At 73.0% G+C, this 24,904-nt stretch carries 25 protein-coding genes and 1 tRNA gene; 11 read left to right on the top strand and 15 right to left on the bottom strand.

What is annotated here, in order from left to right:
• Positions 1-114 precede the first annotated feature (114 nt).
• The 3 genes from OG904_RS12920 to OG904_RS12910 all read right to left on the bottom strand — a co-directional run bounded on the left by OG904_RS12920 (position 115) and on the right by OG904_RS12910 (position 2,610).
• The gene (locus OG904_RS12920; RefSeq protein WP_405490441.1) at positions 115-894 is read right to left on the bottom strand and encodes an NDP-sugar synthase; all 780 of its coding nucleotides are present in this window, start codon (positions 892-894) and stop codon (positions 115-117) included.
• Positions 895-926: 32 nt separating this feature from the next.
• Entirely contained in the window at positions 927-1,340 is a 414-nt protein-coding gene (locus OG904_RS12915) for a hypothetical protein (protein ID WP_328299508.1), read from the bottom strand.
• A 181-nt stretch (positions 1,341-1,521) separates the two neighbouring features.
• Complete coding sequence (locus OG904_RS12910) at positions 1,522-2,610, bottom strand: ABC transporter ATP-binding protein (RefSeq protein WP_405490438.1); 1,089 nt, start codon at positions 2,608-2,610, stop codon at positions 1,522-1,524.
• Between the two features lie 179 nt (positions 2,611-2,789).
• On the opposite strand from OG904_RS12910, the gene OG904_RS12905 reads away from it, so the two are divergent.
• Positions 2,790-3,458, top strand: a complete 669-nt coding sequence (locus OG904_RS12905) for a hypothetical protein (protein WP_405490436.1) — start codon at positions 2,790-2,792, stop codon at positions 3,456-3,458.
• A 163-nt stretch (positions 3,459-3,621) separates the two neighbouring features.
• A tRNA-Thr gene (locus OG904_RS12900) sits at positions 3,622-3,695 on the top strand.
• Positions 3,696-3,782: 87 nt separating this feature from the next.
• Here the strand turns inward: OG904_RS12900 and OG904_RS12895 are convergent.
• Complete coding sequence (locus OG904_RS12895) at positions 3,783-5,165, bottom strand: NAD(P)/FAD-dependent oxidoreductase (protein ID WP_405490434.1); 1,383 nt, start codon at positions 5,163-5,165, stop codon at positions 3,783-3,785.
• A 158-nt stretch (positions 5,166-5,323) separates the two neighbouring features.
• On the opposite strand from OG904_RS12895, the gene OG904_RS12890 reads away from it, so the two are divergent.
• Positions 5,324-6,079 (top strand): DsbA family protein, encoded by a 756-nt coding sequence (locus OG904_RS12890; protein WP_405490432.1) that lies wholly within the window; start codon positions 5,324-5,326, stop codon positions 6,077-6,079.
• A gap of 150 nt (positions 6,080-6,229) precedes the next feature.
• On the opposite strand, the gene OG904_RS12885 is transcribed toward OG904_RS12890, so the two are convergent.
• Complete coding sequence (locus tag OG904_RS12885; protein ID WP_405497977.1) at positions 6,230-7,222, bottom strand: zinc-binding dehydrogenase; 993 nt, start codon at positions 7,220-7,222, stop codon at positions 6,230-6,232.
• Positions 7,223-7,384: 162 nt separating this feature from the next.
• Between OG904_RS12885 and OG904_RS12880 the strand changes: the two genes are divergently transcribed.
• Entirely contained in the window at positions 7,385-8,056 is a 672-nt protein-coding gene (locus OG904_RS12880) for a pentapeptide repeat-containing protein (protein ID WP_405490430.1), read from the top strand.
• A gap of 462 nt (positions 8,057-8,518) precedes the next feature.
• Here OG904_RS12880 and OG904_RS12875 read toward each other — a convergent pair whose 3' ends face one another.
• Complete coding sequence (locus OG904_RS12875; protein ID WP_405490428.1) at positions 8,519-9,022, bottom strand: hypothetical protein; 504 nt, start codon at positions 9,020-9,022, stop codon at positions 8,519-8,521.
• Positions 9,023-9,208: 186 nt separating this feature from the next.
• On the opposite strand from OG904_RS12875, the gene OG904_RS12870 reads away from it, so the two are divergent.
• Both OG904_RS12870 and OG904_RS12865 read left to right on the top strand, forming a co-directional pair.
• Positions 9,209-9,931 (top strand): sensor histidine kinase, encoded by a 723-nt coding sequence (locus OG904_RS12870; RefSeq protein ID WP_405490426.1) that lies wholly within the window; start codon positions 9,209-9,211, stop codon positions 9,929-9,931.
• Positions 9,928-10,617: a response regulator gene (locus OG904_RS12865; protein WP_405490424.1), complete on the top strand. Its 690-nt coding sequence runs from the start codon at positions 9,928-9,930 to the stop codon at positions 10,615-10,617. The genes OG904_RS12870 and OG904_RS12865 overlap by 4 nt, the downstream gene beginning before the upstream one ends.
• 29 nt (positions 10,618-10,646) lie before the next feature.
• Here the strand turns inward: OG904_RS12865 and OG904_RS12860 are convergent, their stop codons facing one another.
• From OG904_RS12860 to OG904_RS12850, 3 genes are all read right to left on the bottom strand, one after another.
• Entirely contained in the window at positions 10,647-11,258 is a 612-nt protein-coding gene (locus OG904_RS12860; RefSeq protein ID WP_405490422.1) for a nuclear transport factor 2 family protein, read from the bottom strand.
• 268 nt (positions 11,259-11,526) lie between these two features.
• Entirely contained in the window at positions 11,527-12,147 is a 621-nt protein-coding gene (locus OG904_RS12855) for a response regulator (RefSeq protein WP_405490420.1), read from the bottom strand.
• The gene (locus tag OG904_RS12850; protein ID WP_405497974.1) at positions 12,144-13,292 is read right to left on the bottom strand and encodes a sensor histidine kinase; all 1,149 of its coding nucleotides are present in this window, start codon (positions 13,290-13,292) and stop codon (positions 12,144-12,146) included. Before OG904_RS12850 ends, OG904_RS12855 begins: the two co-directional genes overlap by 4 nt.
• Before the next feature lie 540 nt (positions 13,293-13,832).
• Here OG904_RS12850 and OG904_RS12845 point away from each other — a divergent pair.
• Together OG904_RS12845 and OG904_RS12840 are read left to right on the top strand one after the other, a co-directional pair.
• Entirely contained in the window at positions 13,833-14,378 is a 546-nt protein-coding gene (locus tag OG904_RS12845; protein WP_405490418.1) for a heme-binding protein, read from the top strand.
• 35 nt (positions 14,379-14,413) lie between these two features.
• Positions 14,414-15,838, top strand: a complete 1,425-nt coding sequence (locus OG904_RS12840; protein ID WP_405490416.1) for a M1 family metallopeptidase — start codon at positions 14,414-14,416, stop codon at positions 15,836-15,838.
• A 97-nt stretch (positions 15,839-15,935) separates the two neighbouring features.
• Here the strand turns inward: OG904_RS12840 and OG904_RS12835 are convergent, their stop codons facing one another.
• Both OG904_RS12835 and OG904_RS12830 read right to left on the bottom strand, forming a co-directional pair.
• Positions 15,936-16,454, bottom strand: a complete 519-nt coding sequence (locus OG904_RS12835) for a GNAT family N-acetyltransferase (protein ID WP_405490414.1) — start codon at positions 16,452-16,454, stop codon at positions 15,936-15,938.
• 128 nt (positions 16,455-16,582) lie between these two features.
• A complete protein-coding gene (locus tag OG904_RS12830; RefSeq protein WP_328299495.1) occupies positions 16,583-17,158 on the bottom strand; it encodes a TerD family protein in 576 nt (191 codons plus the stop codon).
• A 211-nt stretch (positions 17,159-17,369) separates the two neighbouring features.
• Between OG904_RS12830 and arfB the strand changes: the two genes are divergently transcribed.
• Positions 17,370-17,795: an alternative ribosome rescue aminoacyl-tRNA hydrolase ArfB gene (gene arfB, locus OG904_RS12825; RefSeq protein ID WP_405490411.1), complete on the top strand. Its 426-nt coding sequence runs from the start codon at positions 17,370-17,372 to the stop codon at positions 17,793-17,795.
• Positions 17,796-17,933: 138 nt separating this feature from the next.
• Here arfB and OG904_RS12820 read toward each other — a convergent pair whose 3' ends face one another.
• Positions 17,934-18,503, bottom strand: coding sequence for a flavin reductase family protein (locus OG904_RS12820; protein WP_405490409.1), 570 nt, complete (start codon positions 18,501-18,503; stop codon positions 17,934-17,936).
• 314 nt (positions 18,504-18,817) lie between these two features.
• Between OG904_RS12820 and cdgB the strand changes: the two genes are divergently transcribed.
• Positions 18,818-20,533: a diguanylate cyclase CdgB gene (gene cdgB / locus OG904_RS12815; RefSeq protein WP_405490407.1), complete on the top strand. Its 1,716-nt coding sequence runs from the start codon at positions 18,818-18,820 to the stop codon at positions 20,531-20,533.
• Between the two features lie 68 nt (positions 20,534-20,601).
• Positions 20,602-21,642: a CBM35 domain-containing protein gene (locus tag OG904_RS12810; RefSeq protein ID WP_405490405.1), complete on the top strand. Its 1,041-nt coding sequence runs from the start codon at positions 20,602-20,604 to the stop codon at positions 21,640-21,642.
• 28 nt (positions 21,643-21,670) lie between these two features.
• Here the strand turns inward: OG904_RS12810 and OG904_RS12805 are convergent, their stop codons facing one another.
• From OG904_RS12805 to OG904_RS12795, 3 genes are all read right to left on the bottom strand, one after another.
• Complete coding sequence (locus OG904_RS12805; protein WP_405490403.1) at positions 21,671-22,591, bottom strand: 1-phosphofructokinase family hexose kinase; 921 nt, start codon at positions 22,589-22,591, stop codon at positions 21,671-21,673.
• 96 nt (positions 22,592-22,687) lie between these two features.
• Positions 22,688-23,857: an N-acetylglucosamine-6-phosphate deacetylase gene (gene nagA / locus OG904_RS12800; protein WP_405490401.1), complete on the bottom strand. Its 1,170-nt coding sequence runs from the start codon at positions 23,855-23,857 to the stop codon at positions 22,688-22,690.
• The gene (locus OG904_RS12795) at positions 23,857-24,789 is read right to left on the bottom strand and encodes an ROK family protein (RefSeq protein WP_405497972.1); all 933 of its coding nucleotides are present in this window, start codon (positions 24,787-24,789) and stop codon (positions 23,857-23,859) included. The genes nagA and OG904_RS12795 overlap by 1 nt, the downstream gene beginning before the upstream one ends.
• Between the last annotated feature and the right edge of the window lie 115 nt (positions 24,790-24,904).

Genomic DNA, 24,904 nt, shown 5'->3' with positions numbered 1-24,904 from the left:
GCCACGAGGGTCAACGAGTGCCCGCGAGGGCCCCACGAGTGCCCTGAGAGGCCCCAAGAGGGCCTACGGGGGCCTACGAGGGCCTACGAAGGGCCTTCGGGGGGCCTACGAGGCCTACGAGCCGTTCTGCGCGGCCAACTCCCGCGCCGCCTCGGTCAGGTCCTTCACCGTGTCGATCGCCCGCCAGTAGGCCCCCTGGGGCAGCGGGAAGCCGGCCAGGCGCCGCTCACGGGCCAGCCGCGGGAACGTCGTACGCTCGTGGTCGCCCAAGTCGGGCAGCAGCGCCGCGAATTCGGGCCCGAAGACGTACACGCCGGCATTGACCGGGTACGGGGACTGCGGGGCCTCGATGAAGTCCAGTACGTGCCCGTACTCGTTGATCTCCACCACCCCCCACGGAATGCGCGGCCGGGCCAGCGCCAGCGTGGCCGTGGCCCCCCGCTCGGCGTGGAAGGCCGCCATCTCGCGCAGCGGGAAACGCGTCCACACGTCCCCGTTGGTCGCGAACCAGGCCCGGTCGGGGTACGGAAGGTGCCGCGCGGCGAACTTCAGACCACCGCCCCGGCCCAGCGGCTCGCGCTCCACCACCGTGGTCACCCGCAGCGGCAACGAGGCCCCGGCCAGCCACTCCTGGAGCACCTCGGCGAGGTGACCGCACGAGACGACGGCGTCCGTCACCCCCTCGGCGGCGAGCCACGCCAGCTGGTGCCCGATGATCGGGATCCCCGTCCCGGGGATCTCCACCATCGGCTTCGGGCGGTCGTCCGTATAAGGCCGAAGCCGCGAACCCTGGCCCCCCGCCAGGACGACAGCCTGGACCGGGGAGGCCGGGAACGCGGCCACGTGGGATCGGTCGGGGAGCTCCGGGCTCCCGGCAACCTCGGAATCGGTCATGTCCGTAGGAGAACGGCTTGCGGCGGCGGCCGTCAGCCCATGGAGGCGACGCCGGACGCGTACGCGGTGTCGCACACCGGCCGCGCGAACGACTGGGCCTTCGTGGGCCCGTAGGCGTCCACCGCGGCCCGCCCCAGCGCGCGTGCGATCCCCGCGCAGTGCTCGGCCAGCGAAGGCCGCCGGTCAACCTCCTGCTGGAGGTGGGTGAGTACGTCACCAGGCTGCTCACCCTGCTGGATCTCGCTCAGCAGCTTTTCGCGCAGCACGTCCTGCGCGGCGCGCGGCTTCGCGGGGACGGAGACGTCCTCGGCGGACGCGGTCAGGATCTGGGAGGGGGTGTTGTCCGCCCAGGGGACCATGGTGACCGCGAGGGTCCCGGACAGGACCAGGACGACGGGCAGGACCAGGGCGAGGGATCGGCCGATACGGCGGGCAGTGTGGGTCACGAGGGCGAGAGTAGCGCTCGGTGAAGATTTGGCGACATTTAGTCACTCGGTCGGGGGATGGTTCGACGTGGCTTTTCGAATAAAGGGTTGACGCGGAGGGCCGAATGGCCCGATCTGCCGGAACTCACGCCGAAGGGGCGCCCCTTGACGGGACGCCCCTCAGGACCGGGAAACCCTCGGGTCAGTTGGAGAGACGGGCGCCGGAGGACGTCGAGAAGACGTGGATCTCGCCCGCGCGCGGCACGACGTGCAGCGTCGAGCCCTTCTCGGGAACGTTGCGGCCGCTCACGCGCACCACGATGTCCTGCGAGCCCTCGGAGTGCGAGGTCGAACCGTAGACGTACCCGTCGGCGCCCAGCTCCTCGACGACGTTCACGGTGATGGTCAGACCACCGGTGTCACCGATGTCGAAGTGCTCCGGGCGCACGCCGACCGTGACCGTGCGGTCGCCCGCGTCGGCGGCGGCGGACAGCGCTTCGCGCGACACCGGGACGACGCTCTCGCCGAACTTCACGCCGCCGTCGGCGATCGGGACCTCGACGAGGTTCATGGCCGGCGAGCCGATGAAGCCGGCGACGAAGAGGTTCGCCGGACGGTCGTACATGTTGCGCGGGGTGTCGACCTGCTGGAGCAGACCGTCCTTGAGGACCGCGACGCGGTCGCCCATCGTCATGGCCTCGACCTGGTCGTGGGTGACGTAGACGGTGGTGATGCCCAGATCCCGCTGGAGGGCCGCGATCTGCGTACGGGTGGACACGCGGAGCTTGGCGTCGAGGTTCGACAGCGGCTCGTCCATGAGGAACACCTGCGGCTTGCGCACGATCGCGCGGCCCATCGCGACGCGCTGGCGCTGACCGCCGGAGAGCGCCTTCGGCTTGCGGTCGAGGTACTGGGTCAGGTCCAGCATCTTCGCCGCGTCCTCCACCTTCCTGCGGATGGTGGCCTTGTCCTCGCCGGCGATCTTGAGCGCGAAGCCCATGTTGTCGGCGACGGACATGTGCGGGTACAGCGCGTAGTTCTGGAACACCATCGCGATGTCCCGGTCCTTGGGCGGCAGGTGCGTGACGTCGCGGTCACCGATGCGGATGGCGCCGCCGTTGACGTCCTCCAGGCCGGCGAGCATGCGCAGCGAGGTGGACTTGCCGCAGCCGGAGGGGCCGACGAGGACGAGGAACTCGCCGTCCGCGATCTCCAGCTCCAGCTGGTCCACGGCGGGCTTGTCGCCGCCGGGGTACAGACGGGTCGCCTTGTCGAAAGTGACAGAAGCCATGGTGATGAATCCCTTCTACCGGCAGGAACGTGCCGGACGATCCGAGTGGAAGGTCTAGTCCAGTCACTGGACTCGATCCCGACGCTACCCGCCCGAGCCGCGCTTGTCAGCACCCGGACCGGCGTGACTTAGCCGACTGCCGGGGCCGGCTGTCAGAGGCGGCTGCTTGGATCCCGACCATGACCATCTACGACCTGACCCGCGCCCTCCCCGACATCCCGGCCCTGCGCGACCGCTGCCGGGCGATGGCGGCCCTGGAGCTGGTGATCGGCGGCGACCCCGAGGGCGGCTTCTTCTCGTACGAGGCCTCCTGGGCCCCCGGCGAGGAGGCGGCGTTCATGGACAACGGCTCGGGGGACGAGTACGCGATCGTCTTCGCGGCGGCCGGGGCCTTCGGCTTCGGCTTCGACCACGAGTCGCCGATGAGTCCGTGGGGCGACGAGGACACGGCACTGTGGCCCGGACTGGTGGAGGGCGTGCCGGAGGCGTTCCGGCCGCTGGTCTCGGAGCGCTCCTTCTGCGTGCAGGAAGGGGTGCTCCAGGCGACCGCCGTCTTCTGGCGGGAGACCGGCGACAGCGCCTGGCGCGCCGGCGAGGTCGGGTTCCCGCAGGACGCCCCCGACCCGGACGGCACCGACCACCTCTTCGAGGTACTGGCGGCGGGCACCCCGGAGGCCTACCGGGACTTCGCCGAGGACCACTACGAGACCGAACTCCCCCTGGAGGCGATCCGGCACGTGTGGTCTCTGCTGCCGCTCACCCAGGCCGTCGTGGACGCCCTCAACCCGGGCCTCCCGCTGGAGGTGGTGGCCCCGCGCCTGGAGCGGGCGGGGTATCCGGGGGTGTGACGGGGCGGGAGCGGCTGGCCGGACCGGCAATTCGGTACGGGCAATTCGGTACGGGCGGCGAACTGGTGGGCGAGGTCCCGCAACGGCCGGAAAGTTCTTCGCGGTGGGGTATGGCGGCTGTGTAGAGTGAAGGCGATTCTGTGCGCTGCGCAGCGTCACACGTGCCTCCTTAGCTCAGCTGGCCAGAGCAACGCTCTTGTAAAGCGTAGGTCGTCGGTTCGAATCCGACAGGGGGCTCCGTCCCAGGTCGCAGTGGTTTCGGCCGAGCGGATTCGTACGGGAGCGAAAGGCCCCGGGTGATTGCCCGGGGCCTTTCGTGTGCCGTCAGCCGCGGCCCGAGATGCGGTCCGCCAGGCGGGCCAGGGGGGCCGTCGTCGGGGTGTGGGTGGTGGATTCGCGCCGGTCGGCCTCGCGGTAGGCGGCGTAGAGGGCCTGGACGCCGAGCCAGCGGAAGGGTTCCGGTTCCCAGCGGCGGACGCGGTGGTTGACCCAGGGGAGGGCGGTCAGGTCCGTCGTGTCGCCCAGGACCAGGTCGCGCAGGGTGCGGGCCGCGAGGTTCGACGTGGCCACGCCGGAGCCCACGTAGCCGCCGGCCCAGCCGAGGCCCGTCGTCGCGTCCAGGGTGACCGTGGCGCACCAGTCGCGGGGGACGCCCAGGACGCCCGACCAGGCGTGGGTGATCTCGACGCCCGTGAGGACCGGGAAGAAGGACTCCAGGAGGTGGGTGAGGGCGGCGATCGTCGAGGGCTGGGTGCGGCCGTCGTTGTCGGTGCGGGAGCCGTAGCGGTAGGGGACGCCGCGGCCGCCGATGGCGATGCGGTCGTCGGCCGTGCGCTGGGCGTACATGTAGGCGTGGGCCATGTCGCCCAGGGTGGCCGCGTCGGTCCAGCCGAGCTGGGACCAGACCTCCGGGGGGAGGGGGGCCGTGGCGATCATCGAGGAGTTCATGGGGAGCCAGGAACGCTTCTGGCCCTTGAGGGCGGCGGTGAAGCCCTCCGTGCAGCGCAGTACGTACGGTGCGCGGACCGTGCCGTACGGGGTGATGGCCCGGCGGGGGGCGATCTCGGTGACGGGTGTCGATTCGTGGATGGTGACGCCGAGGCGTTCGCAGGCGGCGGCCAGGCCCTTGACCAGCTTCAGGGGGTGGATGCGGGCTCCGTGCGGGGTCCAGGAGGAGCCCACCGCGTCGGCGACGTCGATGCGGGCGCGGGTGTCGGTGGCATCGTAGAGCTCGCGGTCGCTTTCGCCGAAGGCGAGTTCGGCGGCGTGGAAGGCCTTGAGGCGGCTCAGCTGGGCGGGGGTGCGGGCGACTTCGAGGACTCCGCCGCGGTGGATGTCGGCGTCGATGCCCTCCTTGGCGGCGGTGTCGATGACTTCGGTGACGGTGTCGTTCATGGCGTGCTGGAGGCGCTGGGCGGCGTCGTGGCCGTGGAGGGCGGCGTAACGGTCGCGGCCGGCGATGCCGTTGTAGAGCCAGCCGCCGTTGCGGCCGGAGGCCCCGTAGCCGCAGAACTTCTGCTCCAGCACGGTGACGCGCAGGTCGGGGGCCGCGGTCTTGAGGTAGTACGCGGTCCACAGGCCGGTGTAGCCGCCGCCGACGATGACCACGTCGGCGGTGGTGTCGCCGGTGAGGGGGGCGCGGGGTGGGCGGGAGGTGGCGGTCTCGTCCGTCGCGTACCAGAAGGAAATTCCGCCGTTGATCGTCATGGGGGAGTTGGTACACCTCGTTCCGGATGGGTGTCCAGGGACGTGACGTCGGGTTTCGGGGTGCGAGGGGTGGCCGAATGACTGATGTGGGCGGGCGGATTCCTCCCTAGGGTGGGGCGGGGATTTTGTCATGTTTTTGGGTGAGAGGTTCGGTTCGTATGGCACGGGTTGCAGGAGCAGGACGTCTCGTCGCGGCGGTCGCGTCCGCCGCGCTGCTGGCCGGGGCGGTCGTCGGTTGCGGCTCCGGTTCCGGCTTCGGTTCCGGCTTCGGCTCCGGTTCCGGTTCCGGTGAGGGGAAGCCCTCGGCCACCTCTCAGGTCGTGGTGCGGACCAGCCCGATCGCCGACCAGCTCGCGAAGCTGCCGACCGAGGTGGACGGGCCGAGGATCGTCGTGGGGAAGCCGGACGCGCCGCGGACCGCGCAGGTGCTGGTGGACCCCAAGTGCGGTTACTGCGCGCGGTTCGAGGAGGCCGGCGGCGAGTCGCTGCTGAAGCTCGCGGTGGCCGGTCAGGTGAAGATCGAGTACCTGCTGGCGTCGTTCCTGGACCAGGGCGGGGTGAGCGGTTCGGCCAAGGCGGTCAACGCGCTGCGCGCGTCGGCCGACGCGGGGAAGTTCGCGGAGTACCACGCGGCGGTCTTCGCGAGTCAGCCGAAGGGGAAGTTCACCGAGGAGCTGCTGCTGAAGATCGCGGACCGGGTGCCGGGGCTGCGCGGGGCGGAGTTCGACGGGGCCGTGAAGGAGCAGAAGTATGAGGGGTGGGTCGGCGAGGCCGAGAAGGGCTTCGAGGCGACGGGTGCGCGGGCGACGCCGATGGTCCTGCTGGAGGGGAAGCCGGTCGGGTCGAAGGACGGGTCGCTCTTCGACGCGCAGGCGTTCACGCGGACGCTGAAGGACGCGGGCGTCGGAGCGTAGCCAGTGCTGTGACCGGCGAGGTCCACCGGGTCGCGGCGCCCGGCGCGGCACCTCTCGGCGTTGCCGGAACGCTGAGGTGCGTCCCGTACGAGCCGCGGCCCTCCGCCTTGCGGTGCACCGCACCGGACGCCGGCCTAGCTCGTCGGGCCCTCAGGGTTCCAGGACGACCTTGCCGGTGGTGGCGCGGTTCTCCAGGTCGCGGTGGGCCGTGGCGGCTTCGCCGAGGGGGTAGCGCTGGAGGGCCGGGCGCAGGCGGCCGGCCGCGGCTTCGGCGAGGGCGCGGGTTTCGAGGAGGCGCAGCGGGTCGTTGCCGCCGGCGCGCCGGAGCATGGCGGGGCCGAGGACGTTGAGGGTGGTGACGGAGCGGGCCTGGAGCGCGGTGCGGTCGGCTTCGGTGAGGGGGATCGGGCCGGCGGACCAGCCGAAGACGAGGTGGAGGGCGCCGTCGGCGAGGAGGTCGAGGGCGGTGCGGGCGGTGGCGCCGCCGACGGAGTCGAAGAGGACGGTGGCACCGTCGGGGTGGTGCGCGCGTACGGTGTCGGCCCAGTCGGGGCGGGTGTAGTCGAGGGCGAGGTCGGCGCCGTTGGCGGTGGCCCGGGCGGTCTTCGCGGGGCCGCCGGCGAGGGCGATGACGGTGGCTCCGGTGTGTTTGGCGTACTGGACGAGCAGGGTGCCGATACCGCCCGCGGCGGCGGGGACCAGGGCGACGGAGCCGGGGCCGAGGTCGGCGAACTGGAGGATGCCGAGCGTGGTGCGGCCGGTGCCGATCATGGCGACGGCGGTGGCCGGGTCGAGTCCGGTCGGCACGGGGTGCAGGCGGTCGGCGTCGGCCACGGCGTATTCGGCGTAGCCGCCGGGGGCGAATCCGAGGTGGACCACGACGGTCCGGCCGAGCCAGGCGGGATCGGTCCCGGGGCCGAGGGCGTCGACGGTGCCGGCGACCTCGCGGCCGGGGACCGTGGGGAGCGCGGGGAGCGGTGCGGGCGGGCCCTGCACTCCGCGGCGCAGGGAGGTGTCGAGGAGGTGGACGCCGGCGGCGGCGACGGCGATGCGGACCTGGCCGGGGGCCGGGGTGGGGCGGGGGACGGATTCGTAGGTGAGGTTTTCGGCGGGGCCGAAGGTGTGGAGGCGGACGGCGTGCATGTCGGCGGGGGCGGGGGCGGGGGCGGGCGCGGCCGCGGGCGTGTCGGTGGGCGTGTGGGCGGGCGTGTGGGCGGGGGTGGTGGTCATGGGGAAAGGGTCTGACCTCAAGTGGGGTTGAGGTCAAGGAGTGGTGTTGTCAGTGGGGTGGGCCAGGATGGGGACATGGCGCGCAACGGGCAGAAGCAGACGGTGAAGGCGGCGAAGCGGCCGGAGGTGCGGCTGCCGGAGCTGATGGCGTGGGAGGGCGGCGGGCTGGAGCCGGACGGGGACTACGACGGGCTGGAGCTCGTGGACGAGGACTTCGCGGGCCAGGACGGGCGGGGGGCCCGGTTCATGGACTGCGCGCTACGGCGCTGCGTGCTGGACGAGGCCGATCTGGCGAAGGCACGGATCCTGGACTCGGTACTGGACGGTGTCCGCGGCGTCGGAACCGACCTGTCGGGGGCTTCGCTGCGGGACGTGGAACTGCTCGACGCCCGGCTGGGCGGGGTGCAGTTGCACGGGGCGGTGCTGGAGCGGGTGCTGGTGCGCGGGGGCAAGATCGACTACCTGAACCTGCGTACGGCGCGGCTGAAGGACGTGGTCTTCGAGGGGTGCGTGCTGGTGGAGCCGGACTTCGGGGGTGCGGTGCTGGAGCGGGTGGAGTTCCGGGACTGCGTGGTGCGGGGGGCGGAGTTCACGGGGGCGCGGATGGCGGAGGTGGACCTCCGGGGGGCGGAGCTGGGTATTGCGCGGGGGGTGGAGGCGTTGGCGGGGGCGGTGATCAGTCCGGCGCAGCTGTTCGAGCTGGCGCCTGCGATGGCCGCGCAGCTGGGCCTACGGGTCCTGGCGTAGCCCCCGACCGGCCCCGGCGTAGCCGCCGACCGCCCCGGGCGCAGCTGCCTGATCTGCCCTTGGGGCGGTCCCGCGTGCGGCCGCTCCGCCGGGCTCGGGCGGGCCCGCGGCGGCTCACCCGGACCGCGTATGGCCGCCCGCCCGCGGTTGGCGGCCCGGCGGATCCGCCCTGCCCTGCCCGGTCGGCCTGGCGTGGCCTTGTCCGGGTCGCCCGGCGCGGGCGGTGTCGCTGCGCGGTGGATGTCCCCTACCCGCCCTTCCACCGTTCCCTGGGCTCCGCCCAGACCCGGTCCTCAAACGCCGGACGGGCTGGATTTTGGCTGGGGTCGGGCTGTGCGTGAACGCCGGGCGGGGTGGATTTTCGCTGGGGTCGGGCTGTGCGTGAACGTCGGGCGGGGTGGGGAAGCCAGCCTCGCCGGCGTTTGAGGCGGTCTTTCAGCACCGCCGGCCCCCCGGGAGGGGTTAGGCCGGGAGGCGGGGGAAGCGGGACTGGAGGGTCCAGATGACGGGGTTGTCGGCCAGGCCGTCGTGCATGTCGACGAGGTCCGCGATCACGTCGTGGAGGAAGTCCCGCGCCTCGCGCCGCAGCAGCCGGTGGCTGAAGGTGAGGGGGGCTTCCTCCGGCGGCATCCAGTCGGCCTCGATGTCCACCCAGCCGAAGCGGCGCTCGAAGAGCATGCGGTCGGAGGACTCGGTGAAGTCGAGTTCGGCGTACTGCCGGTTCGCGGCGCGGCTGCCGCGCGGGTCCTGGTCGAGCTGCTCGACGATGTCGCACAGCGCCCAGGCGAAGTCCAGTACGGGCACCCATCCCCAGGCTGTGGACACTTCCCGGTCCGCGTTGGTGTCCGCGAGGTAGACGTCCCCGCAGAACAGGTCGTGGCGCAGCGAGTGGACGTCCGCCGAGCGGTAGTCGGTCTGCGGGGGGTCGGGGAAGCGCCGGGAGAGGGAGTAGCCGATGTCGAGCACGTAGTCGATGGTGTCACGGCCGGCTGGGGACGGCGGCCCCGCCTGCGGGCGGGCACGGCCGCCGTGGCCTCCCGGCCCCCGGGGCGGGGTGAATCAGAGTTCCTGATCCTTCCCCGGGGCGTCGGTCCCTTCGGTTTAAGCTCGGCCCGTCCGGGGGGTCGTCGGGGCGAGGGGACGGGGACGGTCGTGGCTGGAGCGCGGGGACAGGGCGAGACGGTGGCGGCCGGGGTGCTCCGGGAGCGCAACCGGCTCGCCGCCGAGCTGCACGACACCGTGGCGCAGGGCCTGACCAGCATGCACCTGCTGCTCGATGCCGCCGACCGGGAATGGACGCGGGAGCCCGGGCAGGCCCGGCAGCTGGTCCGGCAGGCCGCGGCGGCCGCGCGCGAGAACCTCGCCGAGGCCCGGCGGCTGATCCACGATCTGGCTCCGGCCGAGCTGGACGGCGGGTCGTTGCCCGAGGTCCTGCGCGGTTTGTGCGCGGGGTTGGAGGGGGCCCGGTTCCGGTTGGAGGGGGAGCCCCGCCGGCTGGAGTGGAGGGTGGAGGGCGCGGTGTTACGGGCGGCGCAGGGAGCGCTGGCCAACGTACGCCGTCACGCGCGGGCCTCGGCGGCCGTGGTGACCCTGACCTACCAGCCGTACGCGGTCGCCCTGGACGTGTGGGACGACGGCGTCGGGTTCGATCCGTCGGGGTCGGGTGGCGGGGACGGGCTGCGGCTGCTGCGGCGCCGGGTCGGGTACCTGGGGGGTACGGCCGCGGTGGAGAGCACTCCGGGCGGGGGCACCGTGGTATCGGTCTGCCTGCCGGCTCCGGCTCCGGCTCCGGCTCCGGCTCCGGCTCCGGCTCCGGCTCCGGCTCCGGCTCCGGCTCCGGCCCCGGCCCCGGCCCCGGCCCCGGATCGGGCATGACGGGCGTGGCGGGCACGGCCGGGGCGGTCGACACGGCCGGGGCGGCCGGGGTCGTCCGGGCGGTGCGGATTCTGCTGGTGGACGATCATCCCGTGGTCAGGGCCGGGCTGCGGGCGCTGCTGTCCGGGTGCCCCGAGTTCGAGGTGTGCGGGGAGGCGCCGGACGGGGCCGCGGCGCTGCGGCTGGTGCGTGAACTGGCTCCGGACCTGGTGCTGATGGACATCCGGATGGGTCCCGGGATGTGCGGGGTGGAGACGACGCGGCGGATCGCCCGCCTGCCCGCGCCGCCCCGGGTGGTCGTACTGACCAGCTACGAGTCCGACGCGTACATCGTGCGGGCGGTGGAGGCGGGCGTGGCGGGGTACCTGCTGAAGGGGTCCCCGCCCGACCTGCTGTTCCAGTCGCTGCGGACGGTCGCGGCGGGCGATTCGGCGTTGTCGCCCTCGGTGGTCTCGCGGCTGATGAACGCCTACCGGGCGCCGCGGGCGGCGCTGACGGCACGGGAGACCGAGATCCTGGAGCTGATCGCGACGGGCCGTTCCAACCGGGAGATCGGTTCGGCCCTGTTCATCAGCGGGACGACGGTCAAGACCCACCTGGTGCACGTCTACGAGAAGCTCGGGGTGGAGAACCGTACGGCGGCCGTACGGGCGGCCGTCGACCGCGGCCTCATCGGGTTGGGGTAGCCCCCGCCGGGCCGGGCCGGGCGGTCGGACTAGTTCGGGTACGCGATCGGGACCGCGGTGCCGTTGTACTGCCACAGCGGGGAGAAGACGCGCTTGCGGATCTTCCAGACGCCGAGGGACTTCACGTACTCGTCGCGGTAGCGGATGCCGCGCACGACGACGGTCTCCGGGGCGGTCGCGGTGGCCGGGTACACGAGCTGGGCGGTGGCGTGGCTGTCGCCGGTCGCGGTGCGGCCGGTGACGCGGATGTAGGCGTTGGCCGTGACGTGGGTGGAGTAGCCCCAGGCGGCGGCGCCGTCGAGGTTGGCGACGACCGCCTCGATGCCGGACTTGACGATGCCGGCGGTGCCGTCGGGGTGGGCCAGCACGATGAGGGTGGCGTCGTCCGTGAAGAGGGTCCGGAAGACCGTCTTGTCCTTGGTGTCGACGGCGAAGAGGTAGGTCTCCAGCAGGCGGTTGATCGCCAGCTCGTCCTCCACCGAACCGGTCGTGCTGCCGTAGGAGGCGGTGGTCAGGTCCTCGGACCCGGCGGCGTTGGCGGGCGTCGCGGCGGCGAGCGCGCCGAGCCCGGCTACGGCGGCGCCCGTGCCCAGCATGGTGAGCATGCGGCGGCGTTCCGGTGCGAAATCGGTGGTCGGCATGGCGGGTTCCTCTCGACACGGCTGGTTGCGCCCGGGCCGGTTCGGGGCGGTCCGGGCACTGACGAGCCTCCCGCGTCGCCGCCCGCGGGGGATCGGCGCGGCGTACGACCGCGATCTCGTACGGATGGACGATGGAGGGGAGGGGACCGGGCTTGTACGGGTCCCCCTGGGTCGTCTGAGGTCGCTGGGCCCCCTGGGGCCCCTGGGCCGTTGGGCCCCCGCGTTCCCCGGGGTGCTCCGCGTACGGACCTTCGCGTGCGCCCCCGCGTCAGGGGAGGAGGCGTTGTTCCTTGGCCACCGAGACCGCGCCCGCACGGGTGTCGACGCCGAGCTTGTCGTAGATGCGGCCCAGGTGGGTCTTGACCGTGGCCTCGCTGATGAACAGCGCGCGGGCGATGTCGCGGTTGCCGAGGCCGCGGGCCAGCTGGCCGAGGATGTCGAGCTCACGGTCGGTCAGGGTGGGCCGGGTGCCGCGCATGTGGGCCATCACGCGGCTGGCCACCGGAGCGGAGAGCGTGGTGCGACCCTGGGCCGCGGAGTGGATCGCGGCGAAGAGTTCCTCGGGCCGTTCGGCCTTCAGGAGGTACCCGGTGGCGCCCGCGCCGATGGCCCGGGTGATGTCCGCGTCCGTGTCGTAGGTGGTGAGGACGAGCACGTGCGGGGGGTTGGGGGTGGTCGTGATGCGGCGGGTGGCTTCCACGCCGTCGATGCCCGCGCCGAGCTGGAGGTCCATCAGGACCACGTCGGGGCGGAGCCTGGCGGCGAGCGCGACCGCCTCCTCCCCGCTGCCCGCCTCGCCGAGCACCTCGATGTCGGGTTCGCTGCCGAGCAGGGCGAGCAGGCCGGCGCGGACCACCACGTGGTCGTCGCACAGGAGGATCGTGGTCATGGGGTGGGCTCCAGGGGGATCGACGCCGAGAGGACCGTGCCCTCGCCCGCGGTGGATTCGATGGTCAGGGTGCCGCCGAGCTGGCGGACCCGCGCGCGCATCGCGGGGAGGCCGTGGCCCCGGTTCCCGCGTGCCGGATCCGCGGCGCCCGCCCCGGGGAAGCCGTGGCCGTCGTCGGCTATGTCGAGGACGACCTGGTCGCCCAGGAAGCTCAGGGTGAGCGCCGCGGTACGGGCGCCCGCGTGCTCCCGTACGTTCGCCAGCGCGCCCTGCGCGATCCGCAGCAGCGCCGACTCCGTGCGGTCGGGCACGGGGACCGGGGTGCCCTCCAGGTGGAAGCGGACCTCGATGCCGGGGCCGGCGTCCAGTGCGCGCAGGGCGTCCGAGAGGCCGGCGCCGCCCGCCAGCTCGGGCGGCGCGAGGTCGTGGACCAGGCGGCGGGCCTCGGCGAGGCCGCGCGCGGTGATGTCGGTGGCGGTACGGACGTGCGCGCGGGCCGTGGCCGGGTCGGTGTCCCAGGTGCGGTCGGCGGCCTGGAGCAGCATCTGCTGGCTGGACAGGTGCTGGGCCAGGGTGTCGTGGATCTCCATGGACAGCCGCTGCCGTTCGGCGAGGGTGCCGGCGCGGCGCTCGGTGGCGGCCAGTTCCCGGCGGGTGCGGATCAGATCGTCGATCAGCGCCCGCTGGGCCCGGGCCTGGCGCTCCATGTGGACGAAGACGGCGGTCGCGAGGGCGGCCACGGCGGGCGGGGCGAGGAGGAGGTTGGGGTCGAAGGGCTCGCCGGTGGTCCGGGAGAGCTTGAGCTGGGCGGCGACGACGAAGACGGTGAGCAGGGCCACGAGGACCACGGCGGCGCGGGGCGGGAGGGTGCGCAGCGCGGTGTAGAAGAGCGGGACGGCGCACCAGGCGAAGCTCGGCGCGAGTACGACGAGGACCACCCAGACGGCGACGACCAGGCCGAGCCACAGGAGGCGGCGGGGGGTGGGTGCGGCGGTGGTGGTGGCGCCGAGGGCGGGGCCGATCACGTAGAGCAGGGCCAGGGTGATGCCGAGGGCGATGATCCACGGGGTGCGGGGTTCGGCGGGGTGGCGGAGGAGGAAGCGGGCCACGGAGGCGCCGAGGAGGAGGAAGAAGGCGGTGTGCATGACCGTGGAGAGCGCGCGGGTGTCTTGGGGGGGTGGGGTGGGGGCGGGTGTGGGAGGTGTGGGGGGCGCGCTGGTCACGGGGTGTGCTCCTGGGGTGGTGCGGTGCTTTCCATGGTGCCGGTCGTCGTGCGGGTCCGGGTGGGTGCCGCTGCGCGGGGCCGTCCCCTACCCACCCTTCCACCGTTCCCAGGGCTCCGCCCTGACCCGCCGGTCCCGGGCTGCGCCCGGCCCCCTGGGGCTCCGCCCCAGACCCCGCTCCTCAAACGCCGGAGGGGCTGATTTTCCAGACCCCCGGCTTTCACCCGCGGGCTGGGATTTCCAGACCTCCGGCACCTGCGGGCTGGGTTTTCGGGCCGACCAGTCAGGTAAGCCGCTGGCGGGACCCCTTCGCATCAGCCGATCGGTTGACCTTCGGGTCAGCCGGTGGGGTGGGTGTTGGGAGCCGGTACGGCGACGGGGGGAAGGGGGTGGCGGGGGGAGGGTTGGAGCAACGGCGGGACGGAGCAGCCCGCCGCGCCGACGTTCACAGGAGCAGCAGACATGAACACCCGTACCCGCGTTCTCACCGGTACCGCCCTCGCCGTCGCCCTCGGCGCCGGAGCCTTCGGCGCGGTCAGCGCCAGCGCCGCACCGGCCGCCGCTCCGGCCGTCGCCGCCGCGAAGAAGGACGGCGACAAGAACTTCACCACCTCCACGCACCTGACCATCGACGCCGCCACCCGCGCCGCCCAGGCCGCGCTGGAGGCCGCCGAGAAGGAGAACCAGAAGGTGACCGTCGCGGTCGTCGACCGCAACGGCAACACCATCGTCACCCTGCGCGGCGACGGCGCGGGCCCGCAGTCCTACGAGTCGGCGCAGCGCAAGGCCTTCACCGCCGTGTCCTGGAACGCCCCGACCTCGGTGCTCGCGGGCCGTCTCGCGCAGACCCCGAACCTGAAGGACATCCCCGGCACGCTCTTCCTCGGCGGCGGCACCCCCGTTCAGGCCAAGGGCGCCCCGGTGGCGGGCATCGGCGTGGCCGGCGCCCCGAGCGGTGACCTGGACGAGAAGTTCGCCAAGGCCGGCGTGGACGCCCTCGACAAGTAGACCGGTCGCCGGTCACTGCACGTAGGCTCGAGCGCGTGCATCACCGTCTTCCCTCCCGCCTCGCCGCCCTTGCCGTCGTCACCCTGATCGCCCTCACCTCGGGCTGTACGGGGGAGACCGTGCACGGGCGGCCGGGTGCGTCGGGGCTGCGCGACCCGTACTTCCCGAAGGCCGGCAACGGCGGCTACCAGGTCGAGCACTACGCGCTGGACCTCGACTACGACCCGGCCGGCGGCCGGCTGCACGCCACCGCCGTCATCACCGCCCGTGCCGGGCAGGGGCTCAGCTCCTTCAACCTCGACCTCAGCGGGCTCGACGTGGAGAGCGTGAGCGTGCAGGGCGAGCCGGCCCGCTTCAACCGGACCGGCAACGAGCTGACCGTGCGGCCCGCCGACGACCTGGAGCGCGGCGAGGTCTTCCGTGCGGAGATCGACTACTCCGGCAAGCCGCGGCCCGTCACCGATCCCGACGGGTCGAAGGAGGGCTGGATCCCCCTCGCCGTCGGGGAGGGCGCGGTCGGCGTCGGCGAGCCCGTCGGGTCGATGGCCTGGTTCCCCGGGAACCACCACCCGAGCGACAAGGCCACGTACGACATCACGGTGACCGTCCCCAAGGGGTACGAGGCCGTGTCCAACGGCGAGTTGGCTTCCCGGCGCGAGGAAGCGGACGGGCGGACCGTGTTCGTCTGGCACGCCGCGGAGCCGATGGCGAGCTATCTGGCGACCGTGGCCGTGGGGAAGTTCGAGGTGACGACCGGGCGGACCGCGTCCGGGATCCCCGTCTACTCCGCGGTCGCGCCCGGGGAGGCGGCGGCGAGCGCCGCCGTGCTCGCGCGGCTGCCCGAGATGGTGGAGTGGGGCAGCGGCCGGTTCGGCCCGTACCCCTTCTCCTCGACCGGTGCGGTCGTGCTGCCCGCGCACACCCTCGGCTACGCGCTGGAGACGCAGACCCGGCCGGTCTTCTCCGGGGCGCCCGGCAGCGAGGAGCTGGTCCTGCACGAGCTGGCCCACCAGTGGTTCGGGGACTCGGTGTCGCCGAAGTCCTGGAAGGACATGTGGCTCAACGAGGGCTTCGCGACGTACGCCGAGTGGCTGTGGTCCGAGGACCACGGCGGGCCGAGCGCGCAGCAGCACTTCGACGCCTACCTCGCCGGTGACACGGACGTGGACGAGGCGGCGGACTCGGCCTGGGACGCCTTCCCGCCGGCCGCCCCGCCGGGGCCGAAGGACGTCTCCTCGGCCCCGGTGTACGGGCGCGGGGCGATGGTCCTGCAGCGGGTCCGCCAGGAGGTCGGCGACGAGAAGTTCTTCGCCCTGTTGCGGGGCTGGGCCGCCGACCACCGGTACGGGAACGCGAGCACGGCCGAGTTCACCGCCTACGCGCAGGAGAAGACGGGCCACGACCTGAAGAAGGTCTGGGACGTCTGGCTGTACGGGACGGGCCGCCCGAAGGCTCCGTAGGGTCCCGAACCGGGCCCCCGTGGGCCCCGGGGACCCCGTGGCCCCAGGCGGGCGTTCGGGGTCCCCGGCGGGTGTTCGGGGGCCCGGCGGCTGCCCGTTACAGCGCCTTGCGCAGGACCGTGCAGGGGCGGCCCGCCTCGCGGTCGGCCCCCTGGCGCAGGAACTCGTAGCCCTGGGCCCGCCAGAAGGCGAGGCCCTTCTCGTTGGCGTCGAGTACGGCGAGGCGCACGCCCGTGCGTCCGGCGGTGCGGAAGCGTTCCTCGACCAGGGTGACCACGGCGCGGCCGTATCCCTCGCGGTGCGTGGTGGCGTCGATGAGCAGCAGGCCGATCCAGGGGTCCGGGTCCTCGGCGGCCGGGTCCGGATGCCGGGCGAGGGTGGCGGCCAGGCCCACGAGGCGTCCGGCGGAGCGGGCGAGGAGGACCTCGGCGCCGTCGTGGGCGAGCTCGTCGGCGAGGGCGGCTGCGACCTGTTCGACCGTGATGCGGCCGGGGTCGGGGAAATCGCCGCTGAGCTCGAAGAACGCGTGGTTGGTCGCGTAGAGCGTGGCGATTTCGGTGAGGACCGGGCCCGGCAGGGCGCCGTCCTCGACGGGGGCGAGCGGGATGAGGATCACGTACCGAACGGTAGCGAAGCCCCCTCCCCGGACGGCCGGGAGGGGGCTTCAGCTGCGATGACGCCGTGGCGACGGATGACGTCGTGGCGACGTCGGCCGGGCGGCACGGGCCGCCCGGGAGGGGACGGTCAGACGTTGACGCCGAAGTCCTGGGCGATGCCGGTCAGGCCCGAGGCGTAGCCCTGGCCGACCGCGCGGAACTTCCACTCGGCGCCGTTGCGGTAGAGCTCGCCGAAGACCATGGCGGTCTCGGTCGCCGCGTCCTCGGAGAGGTCGTAGCGGGCGATCTCGGCGCCGCCGGCCTGGTTCACCACGCGGATGTAGGCGTTGCGGACCTGGCCGAAGTTCTGGCTGCGGGTCTCGGCGTCGTAGATGGAGACCGGGAAGACGATCTTGTCCACGTCGGCCGGGAGGCCGGCGAGGTTGACGTTGATGGCCTCGTCGTCGCCGGAGCCCTCGCCGGTGCGGTTGTCACCGGTGTGGACGATGGTCTGGTCCGGGGTGGACTTGTTGTTGAAGAAGACGAAGTGGCCGTCGGAGACGACCTTGCCGAGCGCGGTGACCGCGATGGCGGAGGCGTCCAGGTCGAAGTCGACACCGGTCGTCGTGCGGACGTCCCAGCCGAGGCCGACGGTGACGGCCGCGAGGCCCGGGGCCTCCTTGCTGAGCGAGACGTTTCCGCCCTTGGAGAGGCTTACTGCCATGGTGACTGGTGTCCCTTCCTAGTCTCACTTGGTCTCGCTCGGTCCCACTTGCCGTGCTGACCGCGAGAGTGCCCAAGTTACCGCTGCCCTTCATAACGCGGCGAGAGGGGCGGTAGGTTCCGGATCCGCCGAATTGGCCGTCCGGGTCCCTCCGGGTCCGTCCGCGAAATGCGGGTGACGGGGCCCGGGTGGAGGACGGATCATAGGGGGCATGCCTGGTCCCCATGTCATCCGCGGTTCGGTCGTCCTCCCCGAGGGCGAGCTCGCCTGGCGTTTTTCGCGGTCCTCGGGGCCGGGCGGGCAGCACGTGAACACCTCGGACTCGCGCGTGGAGCTCCTCTTCGACGTCGCGGCGACCAAGGCGCTGCCCGACGTGTGGAAGGAGCGGGCGCTGGAGCGGCTCGCGTCCCGCCTGGTGGACGGGGTGGTGACGGTACGGGCCTCCGAGCACCGCTCGCAGCTGCGCAACCGGGAGATGGCGCTGGTCCGGCTCACCTCGCTGCTGGCGGAGGCCACGGCGCCGCCGCCGAAGGCCCGGCGGGCGACGAAGATCCCCCGGGGGATCAACGAGCGGCGGCTGCGCGAGAAGAAGGCCCGCGGCGAGACCAAGCGGGGGCGCAGCGCGCGGGACTGGTAGCGGGGGACGGGCGGGGGCCGGTACCGGAGCGCCGGTACCGGAGCGCCGACCCGGGAACGCCGTCCCTGGAGCGCCGACCCCCGGGACGCCGACCCCTGGAGCGCCGACCCCTGGAGCGCCGCCCCCGGAGCCCCGGACCTACGGCGCCAAGTGCCGGTAGCGCCCCCGGAAGTACGTCAGCGGCGGCGAGTCCGGCGACGGCTGCGCGGCCGCCAGGACCCGGCCGATGACCAGCGTGTGGTCGCCCGCCTCGACACGGTTCTCCGTACGGCACTCCAGGGTGGCCAGGGCCCCCGACAAGAGGTGGGCGCCGGAGACCTCGCCCCGGGTGGTGGGCACGTCCGCGAAGAGCAGGCGGTCGCTGATGCGGCCCTTCATCGCGAACCGGCTCGCGATCTGCAGCTGGTGGTCGGCGAGCACCGAGACCGCCCACAGGGGCTGCTCCGCCAGCAGGTCGTCCATCCGGGAGCCCTCGCGGAGGCTGACGAGGACCAGCGGGGGGTCCATGGACACGGACATGAAGGCGGTCGCCGTCATGCCGACGTCCTCGCCGGGCGGCCCGCCGGCCGACAGCGGGGGTTCGTGCGCGGTGATCAGGCTCACGCCGGCCGCCAGTCGGGACATCGCGGCCCGGAACTCGTCGTTGCTCACACCCTCAGGATGGGGTGCGGCGGCGGGAAGTGTTGTCACGGGGGTCGTATGGGGCACGGTGTGGACGCTACTGTCGCCCTCTCGCGCGGCGCATCGGGCTGAGGTCCGAGCCGCCCCCCGGCCCGTCGACCTAGGCCGCCCCGGGCCCGGGCGTATCGTTTGCTCCCGGGAACACAACCGGTGGAGCGTCGGCAACGGACCGGTGACACGTGCACCTTTATTCATCTCATGTGACTTGAGTCACAGAGAGCAAGATTTGTTGACCCTGTGTACCTGCCGCACAGCTCACTGTGATTCAGTGGACGGGACACCGCAACGAAACGCCGATGACATACCTGGAGTTGCTGTCGAGGTCTCGGGGAGAGCGAGCAATGGAGACCGAGTCGGAGCCGTACGTCCGTCTTGCGACCCTGCGGCAGCTGCACCGGGTGGTGGCCGAGCTCAATACGGCCCGGAGCCTGGCGGACACTCTGCAGACCGTCGTGGACGGCATCGTCGTGGGCCTCGGCTACGAACTCGCCTGTGTCAACCTCGTACGCCCTGACGGCGATCTCGTCGTCGCCGCCTTCGCCGGCGACCCCGCGGCCGAAGCGCTGATCACCGGACGCGTCGGCTCGCGCGCCTCCTGGGAACGCCGCCTGACGATGGGTGAGAACTGGGACGGCCTGCGCTTCATCCCGCACACCGAGGGCTGGGTGCTCATGGAGGACGACGTCCCCCAGTGGCACACGGAGGGCCCCGACCCCCGGTTCGAGGACGAGTGGCACCCCGAGGACCGGCTCTACGCCCCCATGTACGCCTCCGGCGGCGAGCTGCTCGGCGTCGTCTCCGTGGACCGCCCGCGCAACGGCCGCCGGCCCGGCGCCTGGGGCCGCGAAGCCCTCCAGATGTACGCCTTCCAGGCCGCCATCGCGATCAGCAACGCCCGGCTGCGCGCGAACATGCAGCGGGCCCTGGTCCGCCTCGAGCGCGAGCAGCAGGCCCTGCGGGCCAGTGAAGAGTCGTTCCGCCAGGCCTTCGAGTACGCGCCCAGCGGGATGGCCATCGCCGAGATGGGCGGCGACCAGCACGGCCGCCTGCTGCGCACCAACGACGCGCTGTGCCGGCTGCTGGGACGGCCCGCCTCCGTGCTGCGCCGCTACTCCTTCTCCGACCTGGTCCACCCCGAGGACATCGGCACCCTGCTGCGCACCTCCGCCGAGGGCGGCCGCGCCGAGCTGCGCCTGGGGCGGCGCGACGGCACCTACGTCTGGGTCTCGCTGCGCAACTCCGTCGTCGCGGACGCCGCGGACGGCCCGCGCTTCCTGCTCACCCACGTCGAGGACATCGAGGAGCGCAAGCGGCACGAGCTCCAGCTCGCCCACCGGGCCAGCCACGACTCGCTGACCGGCCTGCCCAACAGCGCCGAGCTGCGCTCCCGGCTCGGGGCCCGGCTGTGCCGCCGCCCGCAGTCCGTGCGCGCCACCGCCGTCGAGGCGCTGGACGCCGCCTTCGAGACCCGGCCCGCGGCCGGGGGCGCCCCCGGTGAGCACGCCGAGCACGGTTTCCGGCCGGACGGTTTCCCCGAGCCCTTCGAGTTCCCCGGCGGCCAGGTCGGCCCGGGGTCGGCGCCCGGCGGCTCGGCCGCGGTGGGCCCGTACGACCACCACGTGCACACGGTCGCCCCCGCGACCGACATCGACGACGGCACGAAGGGGCTCGCGGTGCTCTTCTGCGACCTCGACGGCTTCAAGTCGATCAACGACCGGTTCGGGCACCACACCGGCGACGCGGTCCTGATCGAGGTCGCCCGGCGGCTGACGACCGGCGTCCGGGACGGGGACACGGTCGCCCGGCTGGGTGGTGACGAGTTCGTCGTCCTGGCGGACGGGCTGGGGGCCGCGGACGCCGCCGATCTCGCCGTGCGCCTGCGCAACGCGATCATCCCGCCGATCAGGGTGGACGGTCGTGCGGTCAGGGTGGGAGCGAGTTTCGGGATCGGCTGGGCCAGCTGCGGCATGTCCGCGGACGAGGTCCTGCGCTCCGCCGACCAGCGCATGTACATCGAGAAGCGTTCCCGCTCGAAGGCGCACCGCCGGGCCGGGTGAGTTCGCGTACCGCTCGTGGGCGCACCTGTTCGGGGTAGGCTCCCCGGGGTCGAAAGGAGTGACCTGCGATGACGACGCCCGCGAACAACGGCCCGAACAGTGGTGCGAACAAGCCCGAGGACGACGATCCGTTCGGCTATCTCTACGCGGACGGCCAGGCCGCCGGAGCCACCCCGCCCGGGCAGGGCGGTGGGTACGGCTACCCCGGGTCCACGGTCGGCGGTCAGCCGGGCGCCGCGCAGCCGGGCGTGCCCCGGACCTCGTACAACCAGGTGCGCACGGTCGGCGACCGGCCCTACGGCGGCCAGCGCGGGCAGGTTCCGCCGCAGCAGCAGTCCCCGGGCTACCAGGCGCAGTACCAGGCCCCCGAGGCGCTCCAGGCGGGCGGCTACGGCGTTCCGCCGCAGCAGCAGCCCCCGCAGTACACCCAGTCCGTCCCGGTGCCCGGCAGCGGTCACGGTGGCGGCCACGGCGGCGGGTCCAGCCGCAAGGGCCTGCTCATCGCTGCGGTCGCGGTGGTGGCGGCGGTCGCGATCGGCATCGGCGCGGCAGTGGTCTTCGGGAAGAAGGACGACCCCGACAAGAACAAGAACACCGCGAACCCCGGCCAGAGCCAGTCGGGTCCCGCGAAGACCCCCTCGGGCCAGCCGAGCGGCTCCGCCTCCACGGACGCCGCGCTGCCCAAGGGCGACGCGGGCGGCCCGGGCATGGTGATCAGCGGTGGCGCGACGCTGATGAGCACCACGGCGGGCGCGAAGAGCGCGAGCGGCCAGTACGTCGGCAACTTCAACCAGCCCGGCGCCGCGGTGACCTGGACGCTGGACCTGCCCAAGGAGGGCACCTACCGGCTCTACGTGCGCTTCGGCATCCCCGGCGAGGACGCGAACGGCACCCTCTCGGTGAACGGGAAGCCCAACGGTTCGCCGCTGAGCATGCGCAACTTCGCGGGCTCGCCCAAGGGTGACTGGGAGAAGGGCTGGCAGACCACCTGGGGCCCGGTGACCCTCAACAAGGGCACCAACACGATCAAGCTGTCGTGCGAGACCGGCAACAAGTGCCAGGTCAACATCGACCAGCTCTGGCTGCAAGAGGGATCCCCGAACCCGTAGCCACAGGCCCTGGGCAGAAAGAGACGACCTAGGCCGACGTGACCTTCACCGACCCCCGTACCTCCTCGTAGGTGCGGGGGTCGAACTCTCCCGCGGTGGGGGCGGCGACGGTGGCCGCCGAGAGGGCCACCGCGCGGATGAGGCGGTCCGGCCAGTCCAGGCCTTCGGTGAGGGCGGAGAGCAGGCCCGCGACCGCGGAGTCCCCGGCGCCGGTGGGATTGCCCGCCAGGGTCCGGGGCGGGGCCGCCTGCCAGGTGCCGTCGGCGGTGGCGGCGAGCAGGCCGCCCGGGCCCAGTGAGGTGACCACCGCGTGGGCCCCGCGCCGCCGGGCGTCCCGGGTGGCGGGCAGCGGGTCCCGGGATCCGGTCAGCTCGGCGAGTTCGGCGGCGTTCGGTTTGATCATGTCGGGGCGGGCGGCGACCCCCCGGCGCAGGGCCTCCCCGCTGGTGTCCAGGAGTACGGGCACACCGGCGGTGCGGGCCGCCCGCACGAGGACGGCGTACGCCCCGACGGGCACGCCCGGGGGCAGACTGCCGCACAGGGCCACCGCGCGGGCGCCGCCCGCCAGCAGGGCCTCGTAGCGGGAGAGGAACCGCGACCACTCGGCGGTGGTGACCAGCGGGCCCGGTTCGTTGAACTGCGTGGTGTCGCCGGAGGCCTCGTCGACGACGGCCAGGGTGCGGCGGGTGGTGCCCGCGCAGTCGACCAGCTCGTCGCGCACGCCGGGGGAGCCGGCGAGCAGTTCGCGCACGAGGGCGCCCGTGCGGCCGCCCGCGAAGCCCGTCGCGGTCACCTCGTGGCCGGTCGCGGCCAGTACGCGGGCGACGTTGAGGCCCTTGCCGCCGGGGCGTTCGGTGACGTCGCTGACGCGGTGCGAGGCGTGCGCGAGCAGCCTCGGCACGCGGTAGGTGACGTCGAGTGCGGTGTTGAGCGTCACGGTCAGGATCATGGCGGGCCCCGGTCTCGGTGTGTGCCGCCGGTTTTCAGGGCAACAGCATGCCAAATGGAGGGCGGCCGGCCCAGTACCGCGGGCCGACCGCTTCGCTCAGCCCCGTGCCGCGAGGGGGTCGACGATCCATTCGCCGCGCCGCATGACGCCCTTGACGTCGAAGGCGGCGTCGAGGACGACGAGGTCCGCGTACTTGCCGGGCTCCAGCGAGCCGACCTGGTCGTAGACGCCGATCAGCCTGGCCGGGTTGGCGGAGATCGCCTGGACCACCGACTCGACGGGGAGCTTGTCGAGGGTGACGGACCGCTTGAAGGCGGTGTCCAGGGTCAGGGTGGAGCCCGCGATGGAGCCGCCCTCGACCAGCCGGGCGACGCCCTCCTTGACCTCGACCTCCAGCGGGCCGAGGTGGTAGATCCCGTCGCCGAAGCCGGCCGCGTCCATCGCGTCGGTGATCAGCGCCACGCGGTGCGCGCCCGCGTGGTGGAAGGCCAGCTCCAGCATGGCCGGGTGCAGGTGGGTGCCGTCGTTGATCAGCTCGACGGTGACCCGCTCGTCCTCCAGCAGCGCCGCGATGGGGCCCGGGGCGCGGTGCTCCAGGCCCGGCATGGCGTTGTAGAGGTGGGTGGCCACGGTCGCGCCGGCGTCGATGGCCTGGAGCGTCTGCTCGTAGGTGGAGTCCGTGTGCCCGATCGCGGCGATGACCCCGTGCTCGGCGAGCAGCCGTACGGAGTCCAGGCCGCCCGGGAGCTCGGTGGCCAGGGTGAACATGCGGGCGGCGCCGTGCGAGGCGTCGATCAGCTTGCGGACCTCGGCCGGGTCGGGATCGCGCAGGAGGTCCTCCTTGTGCGCGCCCTTGCGGCAGGGGTTGATGAACGGTCCCTCGAAGTGGATGCCGGCGATGTCGCCCTGCTGGGTCAGCTCGGCGAGGAGCCCGGCCCGGCGGGCGAGTTCGTCGAGGTCGCCGGTGACGGTGGAGGCGACCAGGGTGGTGGTGCCGTGCTCGCGGTGGGTCCGTACGCCCTTGAGCACCTCCTCGGCGGTGCCGGAGGTGAAGGAGGCGCCGCCGCCGCCGTGGTTGTGCATGTCGACGAAGCCGGGGACGATCCAGTGCCCGGAGAGGTCGGCCACGGTCGCGTTCCCGTCGGTGCTGCCGGCGATGCGCTCGCCCTCGACGATGAGGCGTCCGCCCTTCACGGTGCCGGTGGGCAGTACCACGTTCGCACCGGAGAGAACGGTGCTGCGGCCCACATGTGCGCTTCCGGACATCAGGCAGGTACCTCCGTGGCGAGTAGATCCCAGGCGAGCAGCCCTGCGCCCAGGCATCCGGCGGTGTCCCCTAGGGCGGCCGGAACGATGTGGGGCAGCCGCTGGAACGTCACGCGTTCCTCCACGGCCGTCCGTAGTGGTGTGAACAAGGTTTCCCCGGCCTCGGCCAGTCCGCCACCGATGATCAGCGTGCGCGGGTCCAGCAGGGTGATCGCGGTGACCAGCCCGTCGGCGAGGGCGCCGATGGCGGCGAGCCACACCTCGCGGGCGCGTTCGTCACCGGATTCGACGGCCTTGGCGCAGTCGGCGGCGTCGGCTTCGGGGTCGCCGGAGGCGGCCGCCCAGGCGCGGCTGACGGCGGAGGCGGAGGCGAGGGTCTCCAGGCAGCCGTGCTGGCCGCAGCCGCAGGCGGGTCCGCCGGGGCGGACCACGATGTGGCCGATCTCGCCCGCGTACCCGTGCGCGCCGGCCTCGATGCGGCCGGCGATGCCGATGGCGCCGGCGATGCCGGTACCGAGGGGGACGAACAGGAAGCGGTCGGCGCCGCGGCCCGCGCCGATGCGGCCCTCGGCGAGTCCGCCCGTGCGGACGTCGTGGCCCAGCGCCACGGGGATCCCGCCGAGGCGTCTGCCGAGCAGCTCGCGCATCGGGACGTCGCGCCAGCCCAGGTTCGCCGCGTAGACGGCGATCCCGTTCTCGGCGTCGACGATGCCGGGGACGGCGACACCGGCCGCGGAGGCGGTGGTGGCGTACCGCTCGCGGCCCAGCTCGAGGAGCTCGGCGGCGAAGTCCTGAATCGTCTCGACGACGGCTTCGGCGCCCCGCTCGCGGCCGGTGGCGCGGCGCGCCTCGTGCAGCAGGGTGCCGTCGGCGGCGACGAGGGCGGCCTTCATCCCAGTGCCGCCCACATCGAGGGCGATGACGTGTTTCACGGGTTTCACGGGTGACAGTCTCGCGCGATCGGAGGGCAAAGGTCTAGTCCACTGAGTTGGATTGTTGAGTGACCATACAAATCCAGGACCTTGGTAGGTTCGCGGGTGGGCGCGT

Source organism: Streptomyces sp. NBC_00096 (assembly GCF_045041305.1).
Classification (GTDB): domain Bacteria; phylum Actinomycetota; class Actinomycetes; order Streptomycetales; family Streptomycetaceae; genus Streptomyces.
Note: the sequence above shows the minus strand (reverse complement) of the source record. Positions and strands in the feature narration are given on the sequence as shown.